At 38.8% G+C, this 20,075-nt stretch carries 23 protein-coding genes; 12 read left to right on the forward strand and 11 right to left on the reverse strand.

The genetic code is table 11. The features are described 5' to 3' along the window. Positions 1–2: 2 nt before the first annotated feature. From CPT03_RS18335 to gltX, 3 genes are all read right to left on the reverse strand, one after another. A complete protein-coding gene (locus CPT03_RS18335) occupies positions 3–1,127 on the reverse strand; it encodes a hybrid sensor histidine kinase/response regulator (RefSeq protein WP_099440187.1) in 1,125 nt (374 codons plus the stop codon). Positions 1,128–1,268: 141 nt separating this feature from the next. Continuing rightward, positions 1,269–2,105, reverse strand: coding sequence for a neutral zinc metallopeptidase (locus CPT03_RS18340; protein WP_099440188.1), 837 nt, complete (start codon positions 2,103–2,105; stop codon positions 1,269–1,271). A 64-nt stretch (positions 2,106–2,169) separates the two neighbouring features. Beyond that, the gene (gene gltX, locus CPT03_RS18345) at positions 2,170–3,678 is read right to left on the reverse strand and encodes a glutamate--tRNA ligase (RefSeq protein ID WP_099440189.1); all 1,509 of its coding nucleotides are present in this window, start codon (positions 3,676–3,678) and stop codon (positions 2,170–2,172) included. A 48-nt stretch (positions 3,679–3,726) separates the two neighbouring features. On the opposite strand from gltX, the gene CPT03_RS18350 reads away from it, so the two are divergent. From CPT03_RS18350 to CPT03_RS18365, 4 genes are read left to right on the forward strand one after another with little or no spacing between them, the layout of a single operon-like run. Then, positions 3,727–4,947: a sensor histidine kinase gene (locus CPT03_RS18350; protein ID WP_099440190.1), complete on the forward strand. Its 1,221-nt coding sequence runs from the start codon at positions 3,727–3,729 to the stop codon at positions 4,945–4,947. Beyond that, positions 4,925–5,428 (forward strand): DinB family protein, encoded by a 504-nt coding sequence (locus CPT03_RS18355; RefSeq protein ID WP_099440191.1) that lies wholly within the window; start codon positions 4,925–4,927, stop codon positions 5,426–5,428. Before CPT03_RS18350 ends, CPT03_RS18355 begins: the two co-directional genes overlap by 23 nt. Then, complete coding sequence (locus CPT03_RS18360; RefSeq protein ID WP_099440192.1) at positions 5,425–5,853, forward strand: hotdog fold thioesterase; 429 nt, start codon at positions 5,425–5,427, stop codon at positions 5,851–5,853. Before CPT03_RS18355 ends, CPT03_RS18360 begins: the two co-directional genes overlap by 4 nt. Further along, a complete protein-coding gene (locus CPT03_RS18365) occupies positions 5,853–6,413 on the forward strand; it encodes a dihydrofolate reductase family protein (RefSeq protein ID WP_099440193.1) in 561 nt (186 codons plus the stop codon). The genes CPT03_RS18360 and CPT03_RS18365 overlap by 1 nt, the downstream gene beginning before the upstream one ends. A gap of 17 nt (positions 6,414–6,430) precedes the next feature. Here the strand turns inward: CPT03_RS18365 and CPT03_RS18370 are convergent, their stop codons facing one another. Together CPT03_RS18370 and CPT03_RS18375 are read right to left on the reverse strand one after the other, a co-directional pair. Further along, positions 6,431–7,576 carry an FAD-dependent oxidoreductase gene (locus CPT03_RS18370; protein ID WP_099440194.1) on the reverse strand — a complete coding sequence of 382 codons (1,146 nt, stop codon included), beginning with the start codon at positions 7,574–7,576 and terminating at the stop codon, positions 6,431–6,433. A gap of 29 nt (positions 7,577–7,605) precedes the next feature. Further along, positions 7,606–8,364, reverse strand: coding sequence for a helix-turn-helix domain-containing protein (locus CPT03_RS18375; RefSeq protein WP_099440195.1), 759 nt, complete (start codon positions 8,362–8,364; stop codon positions 7,606–7,608). A 287-nt stretch (positions 8,365–8,651) separates the two neighbouring features. Here CPT03_RS18375 and CPT03_RS18380 point away from each other — a divergent pair, with 287 nt between their 5' ends. Both CPT03_RS18380 and CPT03_RS18385 read left to right on the forward strand, forming a co-directional pair. After that, positions 8,652–8,834, forward strand: a complete 183-nt coding sequence (locus tag CPT03_RS18380; RefSeq protein ID WP_099440196.1) for a hypothetical protein — start codon at positions 8,652–8,654, stop codon at positions 8,832–8,834. A gap of 31 nt (positions 8,835–8,865) precedes the next feature. Further along, entirely contained in the window at positions 8,866–9,417 is a 552-nt protein-coding gene (locus tag CPT03_RS18385) for a DUF2911 domain-containing protein (protein ID WP_099440197.1), read from the forward strand. A gap of 5 nt (positions 9,418–9,422) precedes the next feature. Here CPT03_RS18385 and CPT03_RS18390 read toward each other — a convergent pair whose 3' ends face one another. The 4 genes from CPT03_RS18390 to CPT03_RS18405 form a co-directional block, all read right to left on the reverse strand. Then, a complete protein-coding gene (locus CPT03_RS18390; protein WP_099440198.1) occupies positions 9,423–9,800 on the reverse strand; it encodes a hypothetical protein in 378 nt (125 codons plus the stop codon). Continuing rightward, positions 9,791–10,402 (reverse strand): RNA polymerase sigma factor, encoded by a 612-nt coding sequence (locus tag CPT03_RS18395; RefSeq protein ID WP_245869885.1) that lies wholly within the window; start codon positions 10,400–10,402, stop codon positions 9,791–9,793. The genes CPT03_RS18390 and CPT03_RS18395 overlap by 10 nt, the downstream gene beginning before the upstream one ends. A 28-nt stretch (positions 10,403–10,430) precedes the next feature. Then, complete coding sequence (locus CPT03_RS18400) at positions 10,431–10,754, reverse strand: DMT family transporter (RefSeq protein WP_099440199.1); 324 nt, start codon at positions 10,752–10,754, stop codon at positions 10,431–10,433. Between the two features lie 70 nt (positions 10,755–10,824). After that, positions 10,825–11,391, reverse strand: a complete 567-nt coding sequence (locus CPT03_RS18405; RefSeq protein WP_245869886.1) for a Crp/Fnr family transcriptional regulator — start codon at positions 11,389–11,391, stop codon at positions 10,825–10,827. Between the two features lie 145 nt (positions 11,392–11,536). Here CPT03_RS18405 and CPT03_RS18410 point away from each other — a divergent pair, with 145 nt between their 5' ends. The 6 genes from CPT03_RS18410 (at position 11,537) to CPT03_RS18435 (ending at position 19,453) form a co-directional block, all read left to right on the forward strand. After that, on the forward strand, positions 11,537–11,890 hold the full coding sequence (locus CPT03_RS18410) for a DUF6249 domain-containing protein (RefSeq protein ID WP_099440200.1): 354 nt from the start codon (positions 11,537–11,539) through the stop codon (positions 11,888–11,890). A gap of 185 nt (positions 11,891–12,075) precedes the next feature. Then, on the forward strand, positions 12,076–12,696 hold the full coding sequence (locus CPT03_RS18415) for a TetR/AcrR family transcriptional regulator (RefSeq protein ID WP_099440201.1): 621 nt from the start codon (positions 12,076–12,078) through the stop codon (positions 12,694–12,696). Next, positions 12,693–14,009 carry a TolC family protein gene (locus CPT03_RS18420; protein WP_099440202.1) on the forward strand — a complete coding sequence of 439 codons (1,317 nt, stop codon included), beginning with the start codon at positions 12,693–12,695 and terminating at the stop codon, positions 14,007–14,009. The genes CPT03_RS18415 and CPT03_RS18420 overlap by 4 nt, the downstream gene beginning before the upstream one ends. A 20-nt stretch (positions 14,010–14,029) precedes the next feature. Then, entirely contained in the window at positions 14,030–15,073 is a 1,044-nt protein-coding gene (locus CPT03_RS18425) for an HlyD family secretion protein (protein ID WP_099440203.1), read from the forward strand. A 2-nt stretch (positions 15,074–15,075) separates the two neighbouring features. Further along, positions 15,076–16,623 carry a DHA2 family efflux MFS transporter permease subunit gene (locus tag CPT03_RS18430; RefSeq protein ID WP_099440204.1) on the forward strand — a complete coding sequence of 516 codons (1,548 nt, stop codon included), beginning with the start codon at positions 15,076–15,078 and terminating at the stop codon, positions 16,621–16,623. A gap of 241 nt (positions 16,624–16,864) precedes the next feature. Continuing rightward, positions 16,865–19,453, forward strand: a complete 2,589-nt coding sequence (locus tag CPT03_RS18435; protein WP_099440205.1) for a phosphoenolpyruvate carboxylase — start codon at positions 16,865–16,867, stop codon at positions 19,451–19,453. Between the two features lie 58 nt (positions 19,454–19,511). On the opposite strand, the gene CPT03_RS18440 is transcribed toward CPT03_RS18435, so the two are convergent. After that, entirely contained in the window at positions 19,512–19,763 is a 252-nt protein-coding gene (locus CPT03_RS18440; protein WP_099440206.1) for a DUF6952 family protein, read from the reverse strand. Then, positions 19,763–20,071, reverse strand: coding sequence for a thioredoxin family protein (locus CPT03_RS18445; RefSeq protein WP_099440207.1), 309 nt, complete (start codon positions 20,069–20,071; stop codon positions 19,763–19,765). Before CPT03_RS18445 ends, CPT03_RS18440 begins: the two co-directional genes overlap by 1 nt. Positions 20,072–20,075: the final 4 nt, after the last annotated feature.

Consider the following 20,075-nt stretch of genomic DNA (forward strand, 5'->3'; position numbering starts at 1 on the left):
TTTTAATCTGCATCAGTGTCAGAATTTAGTGGTAAAATGAAATAAAATTCGGAGCCCTCTCCAAGCGTACTCTTAACCCCAATTTCACCTCCATGCCTTTTAATAATTTCAGCAGTAATGAACAACCCGATACCTAATCCCTGAAAGTGTATCGAAGTTTCTTCAACCCTATAAAATTTATCGAACACCGATTTTTGCTGATCCGCAGCAATACCGATCCCAAAATCTCTAACACCCACATAAATCTTATTGTCAATTAAATCTACATTTATGTGAATCTCATCAGTTCCCGGCGAATACTTAATGGCATTGGTTAAAAAATTTATAATTACCTGCTCAACCCTCATTTCGTCAGCATAAACTTCAATGCCTTTTTGCCCTTTAATAATAATATTGAACTCAGGATTTGACTGACGGATAATGTCAATTACACTATCCAAAAGTTCATCAATTATAAAGGTTTTCTTATTGAACTTAAGTTTTCCGCTTTCTATTTTTGATATGTCCAATAAATCGGCAATCAGCTCGTGAAGCTTCTCTAACTGGATCTGTGCTTTCTCGAGGTGTTTCTTTACCGTTGGGATATCTCCTTTTTCAACACTTCTTCCCAACAGCTGCATATATCCTTTAACACTTGTTAAGGGCGTTTTAAGTTCATGACTGGCTATACTAATAAACTCATCCTTTTTACGCTCGGCTTGCTTTCTGTATTCAATTTCGTCAAGCAAAGCCTTTTGAATCTCAATAAGCTTCCTGCTCTGCTCATAAATGCGGTAAAACGTTTTTACTTTTAAAAGAAGAATATCCATATCAACAGGCTTCGTAATATAATCGAGCCCACCAGAAGAATATCCTCTGGTAATAAACTTGAGCTCTTTATTTACAGCCGAAAGGAAGATTATTGCTGTTTCTTTAGCCTTGCTGTAACCAGATATCGCCTCAGCTACCTCAAAGCCATCCATACCAGGCATTTGCACATCCAGAATAATCAGTACATATTCATTCTTAAGAACCTTTTTTAAGGCCTCTTCTCCTGATGATGCAGTATCAACTTCAAAATTATGCCTTTCCAGAACCCTTTTTAAAGAGATAAGGTTCTCTGGAGTATCATCTACAATTAATATCATTATTAAAGGGGAATAAGCTTTTAAATTGCATTAGCAAAATTAATTTGTATAATAGTTTTGCTCTAAAGTTATACAACTCCAGAGAATATTAAGCGTTTAAACTTATTTATATATCAAAAAAATTGCAAACTCCCGGCTTATTTATAGTTGCCTTGAATTAAATGTATCGCCCTGATTAATATCTCCGGTTTCAAAACCTTTCTTAAACCAGTACATTCTTTGCGCAGATGTACCATGAGTAAAAGCATCCGGAACAACCTCGCCCTGAGCCTGTTTTTGCAATTTATCATCACCAATTGCATTAGCGGCATTTAAAGCTTCCTCAATATCTCCTTCTTCTAATTTAAAGTCTTTTAAATTTTGGGCATGATGCGCCCACAAACCGGCAAAGAAATCTGCCTGTAGTTCCAGCTTAACCGATAGCCGGTTATACTCAACCTCACTTACCTGCCCTCTGGCTCTTTGTAACTTATCAGATATGCCTAATAAATTCTGGACATGATGGCCAACCTCATGTGCAATTACATAAGCCTGAGCAAAATCCCCTGCAGCACCAAACCTGTTTTTTAAATCCTGATAAAAGGACAGATCAATATAAACTTTATGATCTCCGGGACAGTAGAAAGGTCCTACTGCGGAACTTGCATTTCCACAGGCCGATTGAACCATATTGGTAAACAATACCATCCTTGGCTCTTCATACTGCTGGCCCAGATTTTGAAACTGTTGTTCCCAAACCTGGTTGGTCGATTCGAGCACGCCATCAACAAATTTACCTTCAGCATCCGCGGGATCCCCTTGTTTCCCTTCAGATTGTGTAACATTGTTTACAGGAAGCTGGCTAACCAACCCTGTTAAATCTTTTCCAAAAAGAAGACCTAAAACTACAATGATAATACCAACGCCACCGCCGATGGTACCACCACTCATTCCTCTTCTATCGTCAATATTACCGCTTCCTTTACCGAACCACTGCATACAATTATTTTTTAATTTGATAAGACAAAAATCCGAGACAATTGTTATACCAAATTACAAATAATTAGTTAAAAGCAACTAATGCATTCTTTATTCTTTGGATAGTTTCGGCGGCGCCTAAAGCAACTGCAATATCAAATACCCCAGGGCCAAATTTACCTCCAACCAGCATTATTCTAAATGGCAACATCAACTCCCCAGGTTTAAACTGATGTGTTGCTGCCAGATCCTTAAATTTCTCTTCTAACTCTAAAGCAGTAGTATTATCAGTTATCCACGCAGCATAAGCTTCAAAAAATGTGGCCTTTTCAACTGTCCACTTTGGTTTTACAGCAGCCAGATCATACTCAGCAGGGGCAACAAAAAAGTAAGCCGACTGCGCAACAAAATCTCCCAGCAGGTTACACCTATCTTTAACCAGATCTATTACTTTAAGTAAATAAGCCTCGCTTTTAATTGCTATGCCTTGCTCCGTAAAAGCGGCTTTTACCGTAGGTATTAATTTTAAAGCATCAGCATTTTTAATCCACTCGTGGTTATACCATTTGGCCTTTTCGAAATCGAATTTTGCTCCCGCCTTACTTATACGCTCAACCGAGAACTTTTCAATTAATTCAGCTAACGAAAACAGTTCTTGATCTGTACCATCATTCCATCCCAGCATGGCCAATAAATTCACAAAAGCCTCTGGCATAAAGCCAAGCTCTTTAAATCCTTTAGTTAAATCGCCTGTTTTAGGATCAGTCCAGTTTTGTGCATAAACCGGGAACCCTAACCTGTCACCATCGCGTTTACTTAATTTTCCATTCCCGTCGGGTTTTAATATCAACGGCAAGTGAATCCACTGAGGCATCACATCCTCCCATCCAAGATAACGCCACAATAAAATATGTATCGGAGCAGACGGAAGCCATTCCTCTCCTCTAAAAATATGACTTATTTCCATTGCTTTATCATCAGCAACCACGGCTAAGTGATAAGTAGGCATGCCATCTGCCTTTAACAAAACTTTATCGTCAACTAAATTTGTATCGAAACTTACATGCCCCCTAATCAGATCTGTAAAAGAAACCAGTTCATCTTCAGGCATTTTAATACGCACTACATGCGGGGTGTTATTGGCCAAAAGTTCTGCAACTTCATTTTCGCTAAGCGTAAGTGAGTTACGCATTCCATTGCGTGTTGCAAGTCCGTAAGTAAAATTAGGTACCTCCTTACGTTTCGCGTCCAGTTCTTCCGGAGTATCAAAAGCATAATAAGCATAGCCATCAGCAATTAGCTGATCTGCATATTGTCTGTAAGTCGCTTTACGCTCACTCTGACGGTACGGGCCAAATTCACCACCTTTTTGCGGGCTTTCATCCGGCGACATTCCACACCATTCCAAACACGAAACAATATATTCTTCTGCACCCTCAACAAAACGGGTTTGATCAGTATCTTCAACACGCAAAACAAACGTTCCGTTGTGTTTTTTAGCAAACAGATAATTAAACAAAGCGGTACGTACACCACCTAAATGCAGCCCTCCTGTCGGACTAGGGGCAAATCTTACTCTTACTTTCTTTTCCATAATAACACTGCAAAGATATATTTTTGTAATTTGCCTTTTTCATATTCTATGAATCCTTACGAGAAAAAACGACGATGGAAGTTCTTTTTGCTGTTCTTTGCCATTATTATTGGAGCAGCATCAGTATTTTACAGCGACTTCTTTGTTAAAAAAATGGAGCGCGAGGAGCAATTACAGCTTCAACTTTATGTAAAAGTAACCGAACAGTCGCTGGTAATGTACGATGATGACCGCTATACCAGCCTGATAGAGCTTATAAGAACCAATACCAAGCTTCCTGTTATCATGACGGATTCTACAAAAATGGAAATCCTTAGTTTTCAGGGTCTGGATTCAACCAAGACAAATTACGATCTCGAAAAAAAGAAGGGCATAACCTACGACCCCGACTATTTTGCCCGCGAATTACGGACTATGAAAAAGCAACACCCTCCAACCCCAATTACCGGGTTAGACGGTACACGGTGGTGGATTTTCTATAAAGATTCTCCAACCTTAACACAGCTTCGTTATTTCCCTTACATACAATTAGGCGTAATAGCCCTATTCCTACTTACGGCTTATGTTGCTTTCAGTTCTGCCCGTAAGGCTGAACAAGACCAGGTATGGGTAGGTATGGCAAAAGAAACAGCACACCAACTTGGCACCCCTATATCCTCTCTCATGGCCTGGGTTGAGCTTATAAAATCAAGATTTGATGCCGAAGAGGACCCGCTCATTGCCGAAATGGAAAACGACATTAAGCGACTTGAAGTAATTACCGATCGTTTTTCAAAAATAGGTTCCAAACCAATTGTAGAAGACCATGTGGTATACACTGTGATCTATAATTTTGTAGAGTATTTTAAACTGCGCACATCAGACAAGATTGTCTTTACAATTGGCGGAGATGAGCAGGTACGCGCCTTGTTAAATGTCCCCCTGTTTGACTGGGTAATTGAAAATCTACTTAAAAATGCCGCCAACGCTATTGAAAACGAAGGCACCATTGCTATAAACATTATAGAAAACCTGGCAAAAGAAGAAGTCTTTATTGATGTAACTGATACTGGAAAAGGTATTGCCAGGTCTAAATTTGATGCCGTTTTCCAGCCCGGCTATACTACCCGAAAACGGGGATGGGGATTAGGCTTGTCACTTACCAAGCGGATTATTGAGAATTATCATAGCGGACAGATCTTTGTTAAAGAATCTGAACTTGGCAAAGGCACCACATTTCGTATCGTTTTAAAAAGCAGTATAACTTATGAACCGACCACAAACACATGAGTATCCCGCCTGGGGCGAAACATACATTAAGCTTGTTGGCGATGATGTATTGGAAATATTGGAAAAACAAACCACAGATTTCCCTGATTTTATTAATTCCTTGGTAGAAAAGGCCGATTATGCCTATGCTCCCGGAAAATGGACCATTAAAGAAGTTATTGGACATATTATAGATGCAGAACGGGTATTCATTTACAGGCTAATGTGTTTTGCCCGCGGAGAGCAGCATGCACTCCCTGGATTTGAGGAGGATGACTATGTTGCAAATGCCCACTTTTCAGACAGGAGTTTACTGAGCCTTTCAGAAGAATTTGCTCTTTTGCGCAAATCCAACCTTTATTTAATAAATTCGCTTACAGAAAAGGAACTTAACAGAAGTGGAACAGCTTCTGAACGACAGATTACCGTAAGGGCATTGCTATTTGTAATGGCCGGCCATATTATACATCACATTAGTGTTATTAAAGAAAGGTACTTATGATCTGGTTTACTGAATTTTCACCCGCAAAGCTAAATAACCAACCCAAAAATCATATGGGTGGCTTTTTAGACATCCAGTTCGCCGAGGTAGGCGAAGACTTTTTAACCGCAACCATGCCGGTTGATGAACGGACCCATCAGCCCACAGGAATTTTACATGGCGGGGCTTCAGTAGTACTGGCCGAAACACTGGGAAGTGTTGCATCTTACATGTGTATCGATCCAGAAAAGTATGTAGCAGTTGGGCTGGAGATAAATGCAAATCATTTGCGCCCGGTAAAAAGTGGGCTCGTAACCGGCATCTGCAAAGCCCTCCATATTGGTGCAAAAACTCATGTATGGGAAATCAAAATCTATAGCGACAAGGGTAAAATGAATTGTGTAAGTCGGCTCACCGTCTCAATCATTAATAAACCAGGGCAGTAATGAGAAAGCTTATTTATGGCATTAACATTAGCTTGGATGGTTGTTGCGATCATACCAGATTCAGTGGCACAGATGATATCCAAGACTACTTCAGGGAACTACTTGAAGGAACTGACCTGATCATCTACGGACGAAAAACTTATGAGCTGATGGTCCCTTTCTGGCCTGAGGTAGCCCAAACACAATCAATGAATGAGTCTGGAAACGCATTTGCCAAGGTCTTTGCTAATATTAAGCGTATTATGGTTTCGCACAGTGCCGACAGTGCAAATGACAAACAAACAATCATAATCCGCGATAACCTGAAAGAAGAAATCCTCAAGTTAAAACAGCAACCAGGTAAAGCGATCTCAACAGGCGGCGTAGAGTTACCCGCCAGATTGATCGAATTAGGCTTGGTAGATGAATTCCACATGGTTGTTCATCCGCTAATCGTTGGGCAGGGACGGCGCTTGTTTACTGAAATGTCCTTACCGGAAAATCTGGATTTAAAACTAACCTCATCACAAATGCTAAGCAGCGGTTGCATGGCACTGCGATATACATTATTGCGTGGATAAAGGAATTTAGTCTCCGTTTATATGCTAAAAAACAAAAGCATTTGTTGCAAAGCGGTTTTTGAGTGCATTCTTTCTGTATTCTCTAGGGTATCCCGAGTAGCTTCAGCACCTCTTCTAACCATTTCTTTTTCAAAATGGGAGATCGCAGTTTTGATATCTGTAAATTTGTTCCCCGTTAAGCAATCTGCCAATTCAAACGCATCCTGCATGGCAACATTCGCTCCCTCTCCGGCAAACGGAGGCATACAATGTGCAGCATCTCCAATCATAGTAAGGCTTTCTTGTGTCTCCCATGTCTGATCCATCGGAAAATAATATTGTGGCCGTGGAATAAAATGTACGTCATCGTTCGTAAAAAATTCATGCCATTCATCACTCCAACCCGCATACTCTTGCTTAAACCATTCAAAAACCTGCTCTTTATTTTTAAAATCAATACCGCGTTCTTTAACAGAGTTTTCTGGCACCTTAGAACTTGCAACAAACATAATTGAGCCATCACCTTTTGTACCATAGCCGATAAATTGCTCATTACCAAAGGCCATAACCTTTCCGCCTTTTGTAAGCTCAAAAAGCTTAGGTGTATTTCTTTCTGCATTATAGATGTTCCCCTCAATCAGCGTAACCCCAGAATAAACCGGATTTTCAGTACTTAAATAGCCCCTCACTTTTGAGTTTGCTCCATCCGCAGCAATAACCAAATCAGCATAAACGCTTGTTCCATTTTTGAAATGCAACAGCCAGCCATCACCTTGTTTCTCCATCGAAACAAAATGACTATCCCATACAACTGTATCCGCTTTTAGTGAGTTCAGTAGAATATCGCGCAAAGGCGCACGATCAATTTCCGGGCGGTTCTCTGCAATTGTTTTTTCATCGCCATGATCGTCAAATTTTATTGAAAGCGTTTCATCAACAATCCTCATCTTACTTGCAAGCGGACGGTGGTGGGTATAAAATTCGTCCAGTAAACCTGCCCGCTTCATGGCTTCCAAACCGGTTCCCTCGTGTAAATCTAAAGTAGAACCTTGAACGCGAACATCACGATTGGCATCCCTTTCGTAAACTTTTACATTGGCATTTTTCATTTGTAATAAGCGAGCCAAAGTTAAACCTCCCATTCCACCACCAACAACAGCAACGGCTTTATTTCCTATCAACATAATTTTGAAATTTGTTTTACAATGCAAAACTATTTCTTGATCAGGGATGATAATAGTATAAATCGGTCGTTTTTGTTTTTAAACAATTCTTTAGGTGCCACACCCGAAAACTTCTTAATTTCTTTGATGAAATGATTTTGGTCAGAAAAATTTTCTTCCGGAAATAGCTTCCCCTGTGCAATATGTTCAAGCGAAGCTCTAAACCTTAAAACGGTGCAATATGCTTTAAGCGAAATGCCAAATTGCTGGTTAAAATAGCGGTTAATTTGCCTGCTGGTCCAAAACACTTTTTCTGAAAGCTCTTTTACCGTAATTGCTCCTTTTGTAGCATAAATCAATTCAAATAATTTGCGTTTGCGTTCGTCAATTTCATTAGGTAAAAGCGATTGAATCTTTAGCGTAGCTTTTTGTACAAAAAGATCAAAATCCTGCAAATCATCTTCTGCAAAGCCCCAAAAATGTTCAGGCAAAAGCCTTCCGCTGTTTATGATGTCCGATATTGTATTGCCAAAAACATATTCAACGGCAGGTAATTTAAAGCTAATGGAAAACATCAGGCTATTGGAGGGTATAATGGCTTGTTCATGCGGAAGCGTGCCAAGACCAATAAGTACAATACGAAACGGTTCTTCGGATGATTTAAAAAGGAACAAATCAATACGCCCATCGGGCAGCCCTATTGTTTCTTTACCACTATCAGATTGATTATGCAAACACCAAAAGCTATCCACAAACTCCGAAAGTGGTTTTTCGGGTTTAATGAATCTGTAATGCAAATCATTGTCCATTTAACAATATTACAAAAATGGCAAGACAAACATGGCTCCCCCTTGAATTCACATCAGCTTTTCTATCATTTATAATGAACAAACCGCACCTTAGCTTCTATCAGAGTTGTAACGGGCTCGTAGCAAGTTGGGGTATTGTTTGGCAAAAGGTACCCTTTACTAAGTAAATTACGGCCCTGACCCGATTCTGTTACAACTCTGCCCAACAGAAACACAGATAAAAACACAATTTTGCACTTTCTATTGTGCAACTTAACACTTACCTTTGCGACCTAAGTATTTTAACAATGACTGAACAAGAAAACAACAACAGTTTTGACTGGGTTTATTACATTTTAGGTATGTTTTTTGGAATTTTAACTGCTGTTATTATTACCGGAAGCTTTGGATTTGCAATTCTCGGTGGTATTATCGGCTTTATTTTTGGCGCCATTTTCTTAAATGGAATCGTAAAAGGACGCGAATACTAAATCGGGGTTTTCTTAATCACACCTCATCCCTATGAAGAAAATATTGTTTTTGGCCTTGCTTGCCCTGTTTGCCGGTAAAACTATGGCTCAGGATGTAAAATTCCCCGCCGTTGATTCCAGCCCTGCTGATATTGCATATTTCCCTGTAAATGTTGCAAAAGCTAAAGACAATTCTTCGCCCCTGATTAAGGTTGTTTATTCTCGTCCTTCTAAAAAAGGCCGTGAAATTTTTGGCATACTTGAACAATTTGGCAAAGTATGGCGTGCTGGCGCAAATGAAGCAACAGAAATAAAACTTTATAGGCCGGTTATTATTGGCGGCAAAAGAATAAAAGCTGGTTCTTATAGCTTATTTGCTATTCCAAATAAGGAAATCTGGACAATAATTATCAACAAGCAGACTGATAAATGGGGGCTTATTTATAATCACGAGAAAGATATAGTAAGGGTTGATGTTCCTGTAAAGGCATTGACGAATACAGTTGAATCTTTATGCATTACTTTTAGCCAACAAGACAAAGGTGCTAATCTGATCATTGCATGGGATAAGACTTATATTGAGCTCCCTATTGAGATAAAATAGCCTTTTTAAAGGCCTTTAATCCTTTTCCGTCTCAGGATACTATCAAAGTATACTAAAGCTATAATTACATCAATAAACAGGAAAGCAATTAAAAACCCCGGGGTTAATGTTTTGTCTACAGCCTCGCTGAAGTCCATTTTAAGTTCCGGCAATTTGTAAGAAGCTGTAGTATTGGCAATTGCATATATAATAACTCCAGCAATAAATGCCACAAAAATTGCTGCAATTCCGTAAATAATTCGATTATCAACCCTTGTTTTTAGTGATGCAGGAGGTTTTTCGAACTTTACCTGCTCCATTACATTACGTGTAAAAGACATTGATGGCTCTTCGAGCTCCATGCCTTTCAGTAATTCGGTTAATTCTTCATCTTTTAGTTCCATAACAATTCCTTTACCTCATCTTTTAGTAAAACCTCTAATCTATCTTTCAGTTTAGCCCTTGCCCTGTGCAGCCTTATTTTTACTGTATTTGCAGGCATATTTAATGCCTGCGATATTTCTTCTAAACTCTGCTCACCTTTATAAAACATGGTAACTATTACAATATCATCATTTGATAGTGTTGTTATTGCTTCATCAAGGTATTTATTTACAGATTTTCTTTCAGCCAGGTTATTGCTCAGATCTGATTGATGTCCTTCTAGTTCCAGATCATTTTCGCTGCCATTTATTGACTGTGTTTCTATCCGCTTTTTGCGCAAAAAAGACATAGCGGTAGTATAGGTAATGGTATACAACCAGGTCGAAAATTTAGCGGTTTGATTAAAAGTCCCTAAAGCTTTATATGCTTTTACAAAGCAGTCCTGAGCTATTTCTTCCGCGTCTTCGCGGTTTTTAGCAAAACGCACAGCAAGGGTAAATACAAAGCGCTGATGGCGTTTTACCAATTCCGAATAGGCAGAGGTATTACCCCTAAGCACTTGTGCAATTAGCTCCTGATCTGTTTGCTGTTGCTGCATATACAGGCTATGACGCCGGGTCATGACTGCAGGTTACAACAATTCATTAAAATTAATGACTTCCGGCAAAGAATTTTAAACCTAGAATAGACCCTATTAGAGTTGCGATAAAGAAGATGCGCCAGAAATTGGCCGGTTCCTGAAAGTATATTATGCCAACAACTACTGTCCCTACGGCACCTATACCGGTCCAAACAGCATATGCAGTTCCCATTGGCAAAGTTTGAGTTGCTTTATTTAAGAAGTAAAAACTTAATGAAATACAGACCGCAAAAGCAGCACTCCATTTAAAGTTGGTAAAGTTATTTGATAGCTTTAAGCATGTTGTAAACCCAACCTCAAACAATCCGGCAATAATTAAAATAATCCAGCTCATAATTTTTTTTTCTGCAAAATTAGGGCGAATTAACAGGGCATTTTTTTACAAATGTTAAAAAATGAATTTGCTACTTTATTTCTGCACGAATCCGGCTAAGCGTTACCTGGGTAACACCAAGATAAGATGCTATATACCCTAACTGGATTCTTTGAATTAAGCCTGGAGAGTTTTTAAGCAGTTCAGCATAGCACTCGGATGCCGATTTAAACAATCTTGAAATATAGCGTTCCTCGAGCTTAATCAGTTCAAGTTCTGCCAGTTTACGGCCCCAGTTTGCCAGGTCTGTATGCTCAAGAAATAAGCGTTGCAGGGCTTCGTCTTTAATTTCGTAGAGTACGCTGCTTTCTAATAACTCGATACTCTCGTAACCCGGTAGTCCGTTTATATAGCTATTATAAGAAAATACAAAATCACCCTCCAAACCAAACCAAAAAGTGATTTGATTGTCTTTTCCTTCGCAATAGGCCCGCACAATCCCTTTTTGTATAAAATAAGCCGAGCGACCAATTTGTCCGGCTTCTACTAAAACCTTGTTTTTGGGCAACTCTATTTTATGCATTTCATTGAGCAAAAGCTTAAGGTTATTAGGCTTTAGCGGATAAATGCTGTTTATTTTTTTTATAAGCTCATCCAAAGTATTTCAAAATTTATATAAAGATAAAATAACAGCAACAAACATTTTTTTAAAATCTGTGTAACCTGATATATTTTGATGTAGTCATAGCACACAGAACACAGATTCAAAACAATAAAATATTTAAAACATAAAACAGAATAACATGGGACCGGAATTAGTATTTATATCTCTTTTTGTTTGCGCAACAGCAATGGTTTTTGGCATAAGATACATGTCTAATAAGGAGAAAATGGCGATGATTGAACGCGGGATTGATCCAGGAATTGCCAAAACAAGACAAAGCGCGCCTACCCCCTTCCTGAGCTTAAAATTTGGACTGCTTATGGTGGGTTTGGGCTTAGGCATACTAACCGCATTGTTTTGCGTACTGCAATCGGGTATAGATGATGAAGAGGCTGTAGCGGTCTATTTTGGATCGATATTCATTTTTGGAGGCTTGGGGCTAATTATTTCTTATGTTGTTGAGAAAAAATGGCTTGATCAGCAAAGAAACTAGTCTCAAAATAAGATAGTTATAAAAAGCTTGCTCATATTTTGGGCAGGCTTTTTTGTTTTGCATACTGTTGTTCGCTTGCTTTACAGGTTTGACTTTTGTCAACACAAAGTCAACAAACATTATGTCGATTAAATTAGCATAAATTAATCAATCGATTGATTAATTTTGCCTCACAATTTGATTACATGGAAAAAGCAGATAAGAGATCGAGTATTCTGGAAGCAGCATCAAAGCTGTTTGCTGAATTAGGATATGAAGGAGCCTCAACCCGTCAGATTGCGAAAGAGGCTGGCGCAAATATGGCTATGATTAACTACTATTTTGGGTCAAAAGAAGGCGTGTTCGTTGAAATGATGAATAACCGGATACAAGGATTCAAGGATGAACTGAATAGCATTAGCAAAGACCGTTTAACCGGAATGGAAAAACTACTAAAGGTTGTTGATGGGTATGCAAACCGCATATTATGTAATCATACCTTTCATAAAATGATGCACAGAGAGTTATCGCTATCTCAAAGGCCTGAAATGTTTATCACCATAAAGAATGCAATGGCTGAAAACCTTTTGGTTATACAGCACATAATTGAAGATGGAATTGAAGATGGAAGCTTTAGAAAAGTAGATGTAAAAATGCTGATTGCAACTGTAATGGGCACCATAAGCTACGTTGCTATCTCTCCTTCTAAAATAACCTCAGGAACTACGCTCGACATCAATAACAAGGACGATCGTAAAATCATTTCAGATCGCTTAATTATTCATTTAAAAGAGCTCATCACTATTTACCTAACACCCCAACAATGATACAAAACACGATTAAATTAAGCTTTGTGGCATTTCTGCTTCCCGGAATGCTATATGCCCAAAACATAAAAAAGCTAAGTCTGCAGGAAGCAATTGACTTAGGCATAAGCAACAGCAAAAACTTAAGGCTTTCGCAAAGTAAAATTGATGAAGCGGTTTCGAAACTTGCTTCTGTTAAAGACAATGCGCTACCTACAGCTAACGCTTCATTTTTATACAACCATGCCGAAATCCCTACCAATAAATTAACCATTGGTGGTTCGGATCCTATTCATTTGCCCAACAGAGCTGATGCCTTTATAGGTACTGCTGCTGTAGAACAGCTGGTGTATGGAGGAGGTAAGTTGAAGTATGCTGAAGCATCGACAAAATTGCTTACGGATGTGGCACGCCTTGATGCTGATAAAAACAAAGAAGAGGTTAGCTATGCTGTAATAAATACTTACTATTCGTTATTTAAGGTTTTGCAAAGCAAAAAGGTTGTTGAACAAAATCTGGAATCTATTGCCGGTCAGTTAAAACAATCACAACGCTTTTTTGAGCAGGGAATAGTAACTAAAAACGATGTTTTAAGGTTTCAGCTTCAGCAAGCCAACGTTTCGCTAACTGAAATGGAAATTGAGAACAACAGAAAGGTTATTAACTACAACCTGGATATTTTACTGGGACTGGATGAAAGTACTGATATAGAAATTTCGGAGCCAGACAATGCAATAAAACCGGTTTCGCCATTAACCTCATACCTGGATTTAGCATTATCGAATCGCCAGGAATTAAAACAGGTCGACTTACAAAATAAAGTTGCCGATATTAATATTAAATCCATTCAGGCCAATACCCTACCAACTGTTGGTGTTGGTGCAAACCTGTACTATATTAATCCAAGCGGCAAATTTATCCCTCCTACTAATCAGTACATTATGCCAATGACATTGGGAGCAAATATTTCATGGAATATAGGAAGCCTGTGGACCAATAAAAATAAAGTAACCGAAGCCAGGATTCAGCAGAAAAATGTAAGTATCCAAAAGGATATTTTATCCGATCAGGTTAAAACAGAGATCAACAAAAATTACCAGGATTATCAGCTGGCTTTAGGTAAAATTAAAGTGCTTGAAACTTCAATTACCCAAGCTACTGAAAACGACAACTTACTAGCTTCTAAATACAAAAATAACGTAGCCTCTGCAATTGATCGTATCGATGCCGAAACGTTGCTATACCAATCTAAAATTAACTTGGAATTAGCTAAAGCAGATGCAGGACTTGCCTATTACACGCTACTAAAATCAACAGGAAAAATCGCCCAATAACTCCATAACAAATTACAGCAATGACAACTGAAAAGAAAAAGAAAAACAAAGTTATACCAATTATATTAGGGGTATTAATTTTAATTGGGGCCATATTTGGCGTCAAAGAATATATATACTACAGCAAACACGTTGATACGGATGACGCTCAGATTGATGGAGATATTAGTCCGGTAGTTGCACGTGTGGGTGGCTATGTAAAGGAAATTAAATTTGAAGAAAACACGCTTGTAAAAGAAGGCGATGTACTGGTAAAGCTTGACGACAGCGACTATAAAGTAAAGCTGGAACAGGCTATGGCCGGACAAAAAGGAGCCAGTGCAGGCGTAGGTGTTTCTGAATCGCAAATTGCTGCCACGGTTGCCAACACAAGTACTGCTAAGGCCAATATTGAAGCTGCAAAAGTTAAATTAGCATTAGCTCAGAAAGATTTTAACCGCTATGCAAACCTGATTAAAGATGGCTCTATAACTCAACAACAATTTGACCAAGCCAAAGCCGAAAAAGAATCGGCACAGGTTGCTTTTACTGCTGCACAGGATCAATATAATGCCGCAGTTAAGCAGGTTGGCACCACTCAATCGCAATTAGTAGTCAGCAATACAGGTGTTACTCAGCATCAATCGGAAGTGGATTTTGCTAAATTACAGCTATCCTACACAGACATTAAGGCTCCTGCAACAGGAATTGTTTCTAAAAAGAATGTCCAAAAAGGCCAGTTGGTACAAGCCGGACAATCTTTGTTTTCTGTTGTTAACGAAAATAGTATTTACGTTACTGCCAACTTTAAAGAAACCCAGCTTGAAGACATCAACCCGGGATTAAAGGTGAAAGTGGACGTGGATGCTTATCCTGATGCGGAAGTTGAGGGCGAGGTTTACAACTTTGCTCCTATTACCGGCGCAAAAGGATCGCTATTACCTCCTGATAATGCCACCGGTAACTTTGTAAAAGTTGTACAACGCGTGCCAGTAAAAATAAAAATCACTAAAGCACCAAAAGAGGTCCTGGCTAAACTACGCCCCGGCATGAGTGTTAAGGTTTCTGTTTCTATAAAAGATTAAAAATGGCCGAGAAAGGTTTAAAAAAGTGGATAATAACCTTTACAGTGATCACAGCTTCGCTTTTGGAGCTAATTGATACCACTATTGTAAATGTTGCTATTCCTCAAATACAAGGTAACCTTGGCGCCACCCTAGAGGATGTTGCCTGGTTATCAACAGGCTACGCTGTAGCTAACGTAATCGTACTGCCTATGTCAGGATGGCTGGGTAGTCGTTTTGGCCGTAAAAACTATTTCCTGTTCTCTATTATACTTTTTACCGTTGCATCATTTCTTTGCGGAAATGCAACCAACCTCGAAGAGCTGATCCTGTTCCGAATATTACAGGGGCTAGCCGGAGGGGGCTTAATTTCGACTGCTCAGGCTATATTAATTGAGACCTGGCCACGAGAAGATGTTGGTATTGCAACTGCTTTGTTTGGATTGGGTGCCGTTGTTGGACCTACTGTAGGCCCAACAATTGGTGGGTATCTGCTGGAGATTAGTTCATGGCCGTTAATTTTTTATGTAAACATTCCGGTAGGTATACTGGCGGCTTATTGCACCTATATGTTTGTACGAGAGACGCCAAAAGACGGAAAAGGAATGCCTGTTGACTGGTGGGGAATTGCCTTACTTGCTGTTGCTGTTGGAAGTTTACAAACTGTTCTTGAAAAAGGTGAAAGTGAAGATTGGTTTGCCACTCCGTACATTACAGCGCTTGCAGTTACCTCTGTACTTGGGCTCTTACTATTTATTTGGAGGGAATTAAGTACCGACCATCCTATTGTAAACTTTAAAATTATGCGCCACAGAAGTTTCTCTGTGGGTATGTTTACTTCGTTTATTCTGGGTTTTGGTCTTTATGGATCAGTTTTCGTGTTCCCTGTGTTTTGTCAGAATTTACTGGGATTTTCGCCTCTGCAGACGGGTGAGCTTTTGTTCCCTGGTGGGTTGTGTACCATTGTGATGATGCCGTTTATAGGGATATTTCTAAAAAAAGGTATTCCTGCGCAGTTTATGGCTACCATAGGTATGTTCTTGTTCTTTGTTTTTTGCTCTATGCTGAGTAAATCAACATTACAATCGGGCACTAACGATTTCTTTCTTCCTTTGATGATAAGAGGTGTGGGCATGGCCCTATTATTTGTTCCGTTAACTACGCTTGCCATCCAGGATTTAAAAGGTGCCGAGATTGGGCAAGGCTCTGGTTTGAACAATATGATGAGACAACTTGGCGGCTCATTTGGTATTGCTGCATTAACAACTTTGATCCATGTTCGACAAGGTTTTCACCGCAGTAATTTACTTGTAAATATTAATGAATATAACCCTGCATTTACCGACCGTTTTAATGGCTTTATAAAGAATTTTATGGCCAAGGGATATAACTATCTGGACGCAAAATCACTGGCTGTAAAAGCCATAGAAGGGACAGTTACCAAACAGTCATTACTACTCACTTACAGTGATGCATATTGGGTGGCCGGACTGATACTTTTGTGTTCAATTCCGCTGCTATACCTTCAAAAGTTCAAAAAGAATGTTGAAGTTCCGGCAGATTTACATTAAACAAAACAGCCGTTAAGAAAATCTTAACGGCTGTTTTACCCCAAAAAATTAACAATTAAATTGCTTCATTTATTGCGTTTCCGCCCTCAAATCAGCACATAAGTTTAAAAGGATTTGTTTAACCTCTATGGTACTAAGTTAGTTTTTTTTGTAAAAAAATCAAAATTAAATTAATAGCACTTAGGGGTCTTTTTTTTAAATCATTTTTGGTAGCTTAAGCGCGAAAAAATACCCTTTAAATATGATGCAGAAACAACGCGCAAAAGGACAGAGAGAATCAGTATTTAACAACGAAGTAGTATCCCGATTTGAACTCTATAACAGCCTTTTCCTTACCCTTCCTTTTTACAAGATTAAAGACACCGGCACACTGCTGCCACTGTTTATAAAATACTGTGAAGATGGTGTAAATAACCATGAAACTCCGGCAGAAATTATTAATGCTTTTTTTAAGAAGTATACACAAAATAACGGGGCTAAGGACGTGATTGATCTTCTGTTCAGATTTATCCAGTATATTGAGCGCCAGGTGGTGTTATTTGATGCTGTTGAAGATGCCTCTTTTAACAAACTTAATGCTTCTGATGAGCATAATGCGCTACTTTCTTACCTGAAAAAAGGAATTGATGATAGTTCTTTAAACCAGAAAATAGAAAAGCTGATTGAAGAGTTTTCTTTAAGGCTGGTATTAACAGCACACCCTACTCAATTTTATCCGGGCAGCGTACTGTCAATCATCACAGACCTAACTGCTGCCATTAAAATTAACGACATTACCAGCATCCACCTTTTGCTTCAGCAATTAGGTAAAACGCCATTTTTCAATAAAAAATCCCCAACTCCGGTTGATGAGGCGCTGAGTTTAGCCTGGTACCTTGAAAATGTGTTTTATTTTGCTGCAGCCAATATTCAATCAGAAATAGACAAAAGCCTGAATGATTACAGTCTGGAGTCTAAAAAGATTATAGAACTTGGTTTTTGGCCAGGTGGCGATAGAGACGGAAATCCGAATGTACATACAGAATCTACCGTACAGGTATCAAAAATGCTCCGTCAGATTCTATTCAGATGCTATTACCGAGATTTTAGAAACCTGAAAAGACGCATCACCTTTAGAGGTGTTGATGAGCCTATCTCGATAGTTCAGGAGGTATTATATAAAAATGCATTTGATCCGAATATCGAAATGGAAAACATCTCGGAATTTCTGATTGAACACTTGAATAAAATTAAAAATACACTTATTGAAAGCCATGACGGCTTGTTTGCTGATATTGTTTCTGACCTGATCCGCAAAGTTGAACTTTATGGAAGTCATTTTGCTTCGCTCGACATTAGACAGGACAGCAGAGTTTTAAGGGATGTGCATGCTTATTGCCGACAAAGCAAACCGATCAATTCTCTGTTCCCGGAGAACTATGACAGCTTATCGGAAGAAGAAAAAATTAAGATCCTTACCTTTAAAAGTGCGAGGGTATCACATAACGAAAAGGCTGATTCATTAGTTCAGGACACACTTCAAACCATTACTGAAGTTAAACAAATACAGCAAAGCAATGGGGAACTTGCCTGCCACAGGTTCATTATCAGTAACTGCCAGCAAGCCAGTGATATTTTGCAGTTGATAGAACTGTTTTTATGGAATGGATGGCAAGAGGACGATCTTTCTATAGATTTTGTTCCTTTATTTGAAACAGTAAATGACCTTGCCGATGCCGGGGCTATTATGGAAACTTTATATTCTCATCCGTTTTATAAGAAACATTTAGAAAAAAGAGGCAACAAACAAGATATTATGCTTGGTTTCTCTGACAGCACAAAAGATGGCGGTTACTTAATGGCTAACTGGTCTATTTTTAATGCTAAAGTTGCCTTAACAGAAACTGCTAATAAACACAATATTCAACTTGCATTTTTTGATGGCCGTGGCGGCCCACCTTCGAGAGGCGGAGGTAAAACGCACCGTTTCTATGCCTCTATGGGTAAAGAAATTGCAAATAAAAATATTCAATTGACGATTCAGGGTCAGACAATCAGTTCTCAGTACGGCTCTATTGACAGTGCCGAATTTAACATTGAACAGTTAATAAACGCTGGTATTTCTGCAGGTATTAAGGAAAGACATAACATTTTATTGGATCCTGTTCATAAAAACCTTTTGGATTTAATGGCACAGGAAAGCTACGAATCATTCGTTGCGCTGCGTAAACATCCATTATTTTTAAGTTATCTGGAGAAATTCTCGCCACTTACCTTATTATCTAAAATTACAATCAGTAGCAGACCGGTAAAAAGAAATGCTGGGGGTTCATTAAAACTGGAAGATTTAAGGGCAATTAGTTTTGTTACTGCATGGAGCCAACTTAAACAGAACATTCCTGGATTTTATGGTATGGGTACGGCATTGAAGAGCCAGGAAAAAGCAGGAAACTGGGATAAGGTTGTTAAAACTTATCAGGAATCAGGTTACTTTAAAACAATCATTGATAACTGTATGATGTCTATGAGTAAGTCGGACTTTGCTGTGACTGCCCACTTTATAAACGATAAAGAGTACGGTGCTTTCTGGAAAATCCTTTTTGACGAATTTACGCTTTCTAAAGAGATGCTTTTAAAATTAGCAGGCCATGAGACATTGATGGAGAATTACCCTGTTGAGAAGCGCTCTATTGCCGTTAGGGAGAAGATTGTATTGCCGTTGGTACTTATACAGCATTACGCCTTGGAACAGCTACAAAACAAAATAACAGAAGAAGAAAAACAAGCTTACGAAAAGCTTGCAATAAGAACAGTTTATGGCGTTGTAAACGCAGGCCGCAACCTGGCATAAAACAATAAAAAAGGGGGTCACATCAATAAAGTGAACCCCTTTTCATTATGTTGCTAAATTAATGCCTATCAATTGATCCCATTACCTTTTGACCGAATGCATTTAACGCATCCTTTTCAAGTGCTCCTGCTTTTACATTCTCATGAACTTCAAGCGCTCCACAGATATTGGTAATCATTTCTCCTGCTACATCAATTTCTTTCTCACTTACCCCTCTGAATTCACAAAAAGCTTCTAAAACAGTTAAGGTTGCTTCAAGATTTTCTGGAGTACTATTTTGGAATAGCTGTCTTATAACCGGGATTTTCATTATTTTATTTTATTAAATAATTCGCTTAATACTTCTGCTTTGTTCGTTTGAACCTGATCTACCAAAGCCCCCCCATCAAAAGCAGCAAAAGTTGGTAAATTGTCTACAGTTGCCAGTTTACGTGAAGCCGGAAGTTTTTCGGCATCCACAATTAAGAAAGCAACATCTTCGTTTTCAGCAGCGAGTTTCTTAAACTTCGGCTTCATAATTCGACAGTTACCACACCATGATGCAGCATACTGAACCATTACTTTCTTGTTTTCAGCAACATATTGTTGAAGATTATCTTCTGTTAATTCTAAAAACATAATT

The sequence above is a fragment of the Pedobacter ginsengisoli genome, from assembly GCF_002736205.1.
Lineage (GTDB): Bacteria > Bacteroidota > Bacteroidia > Sphingobacteriales > Sphingobacteriaceae > Pedobacter > Pedobacter ginsengisoli_A.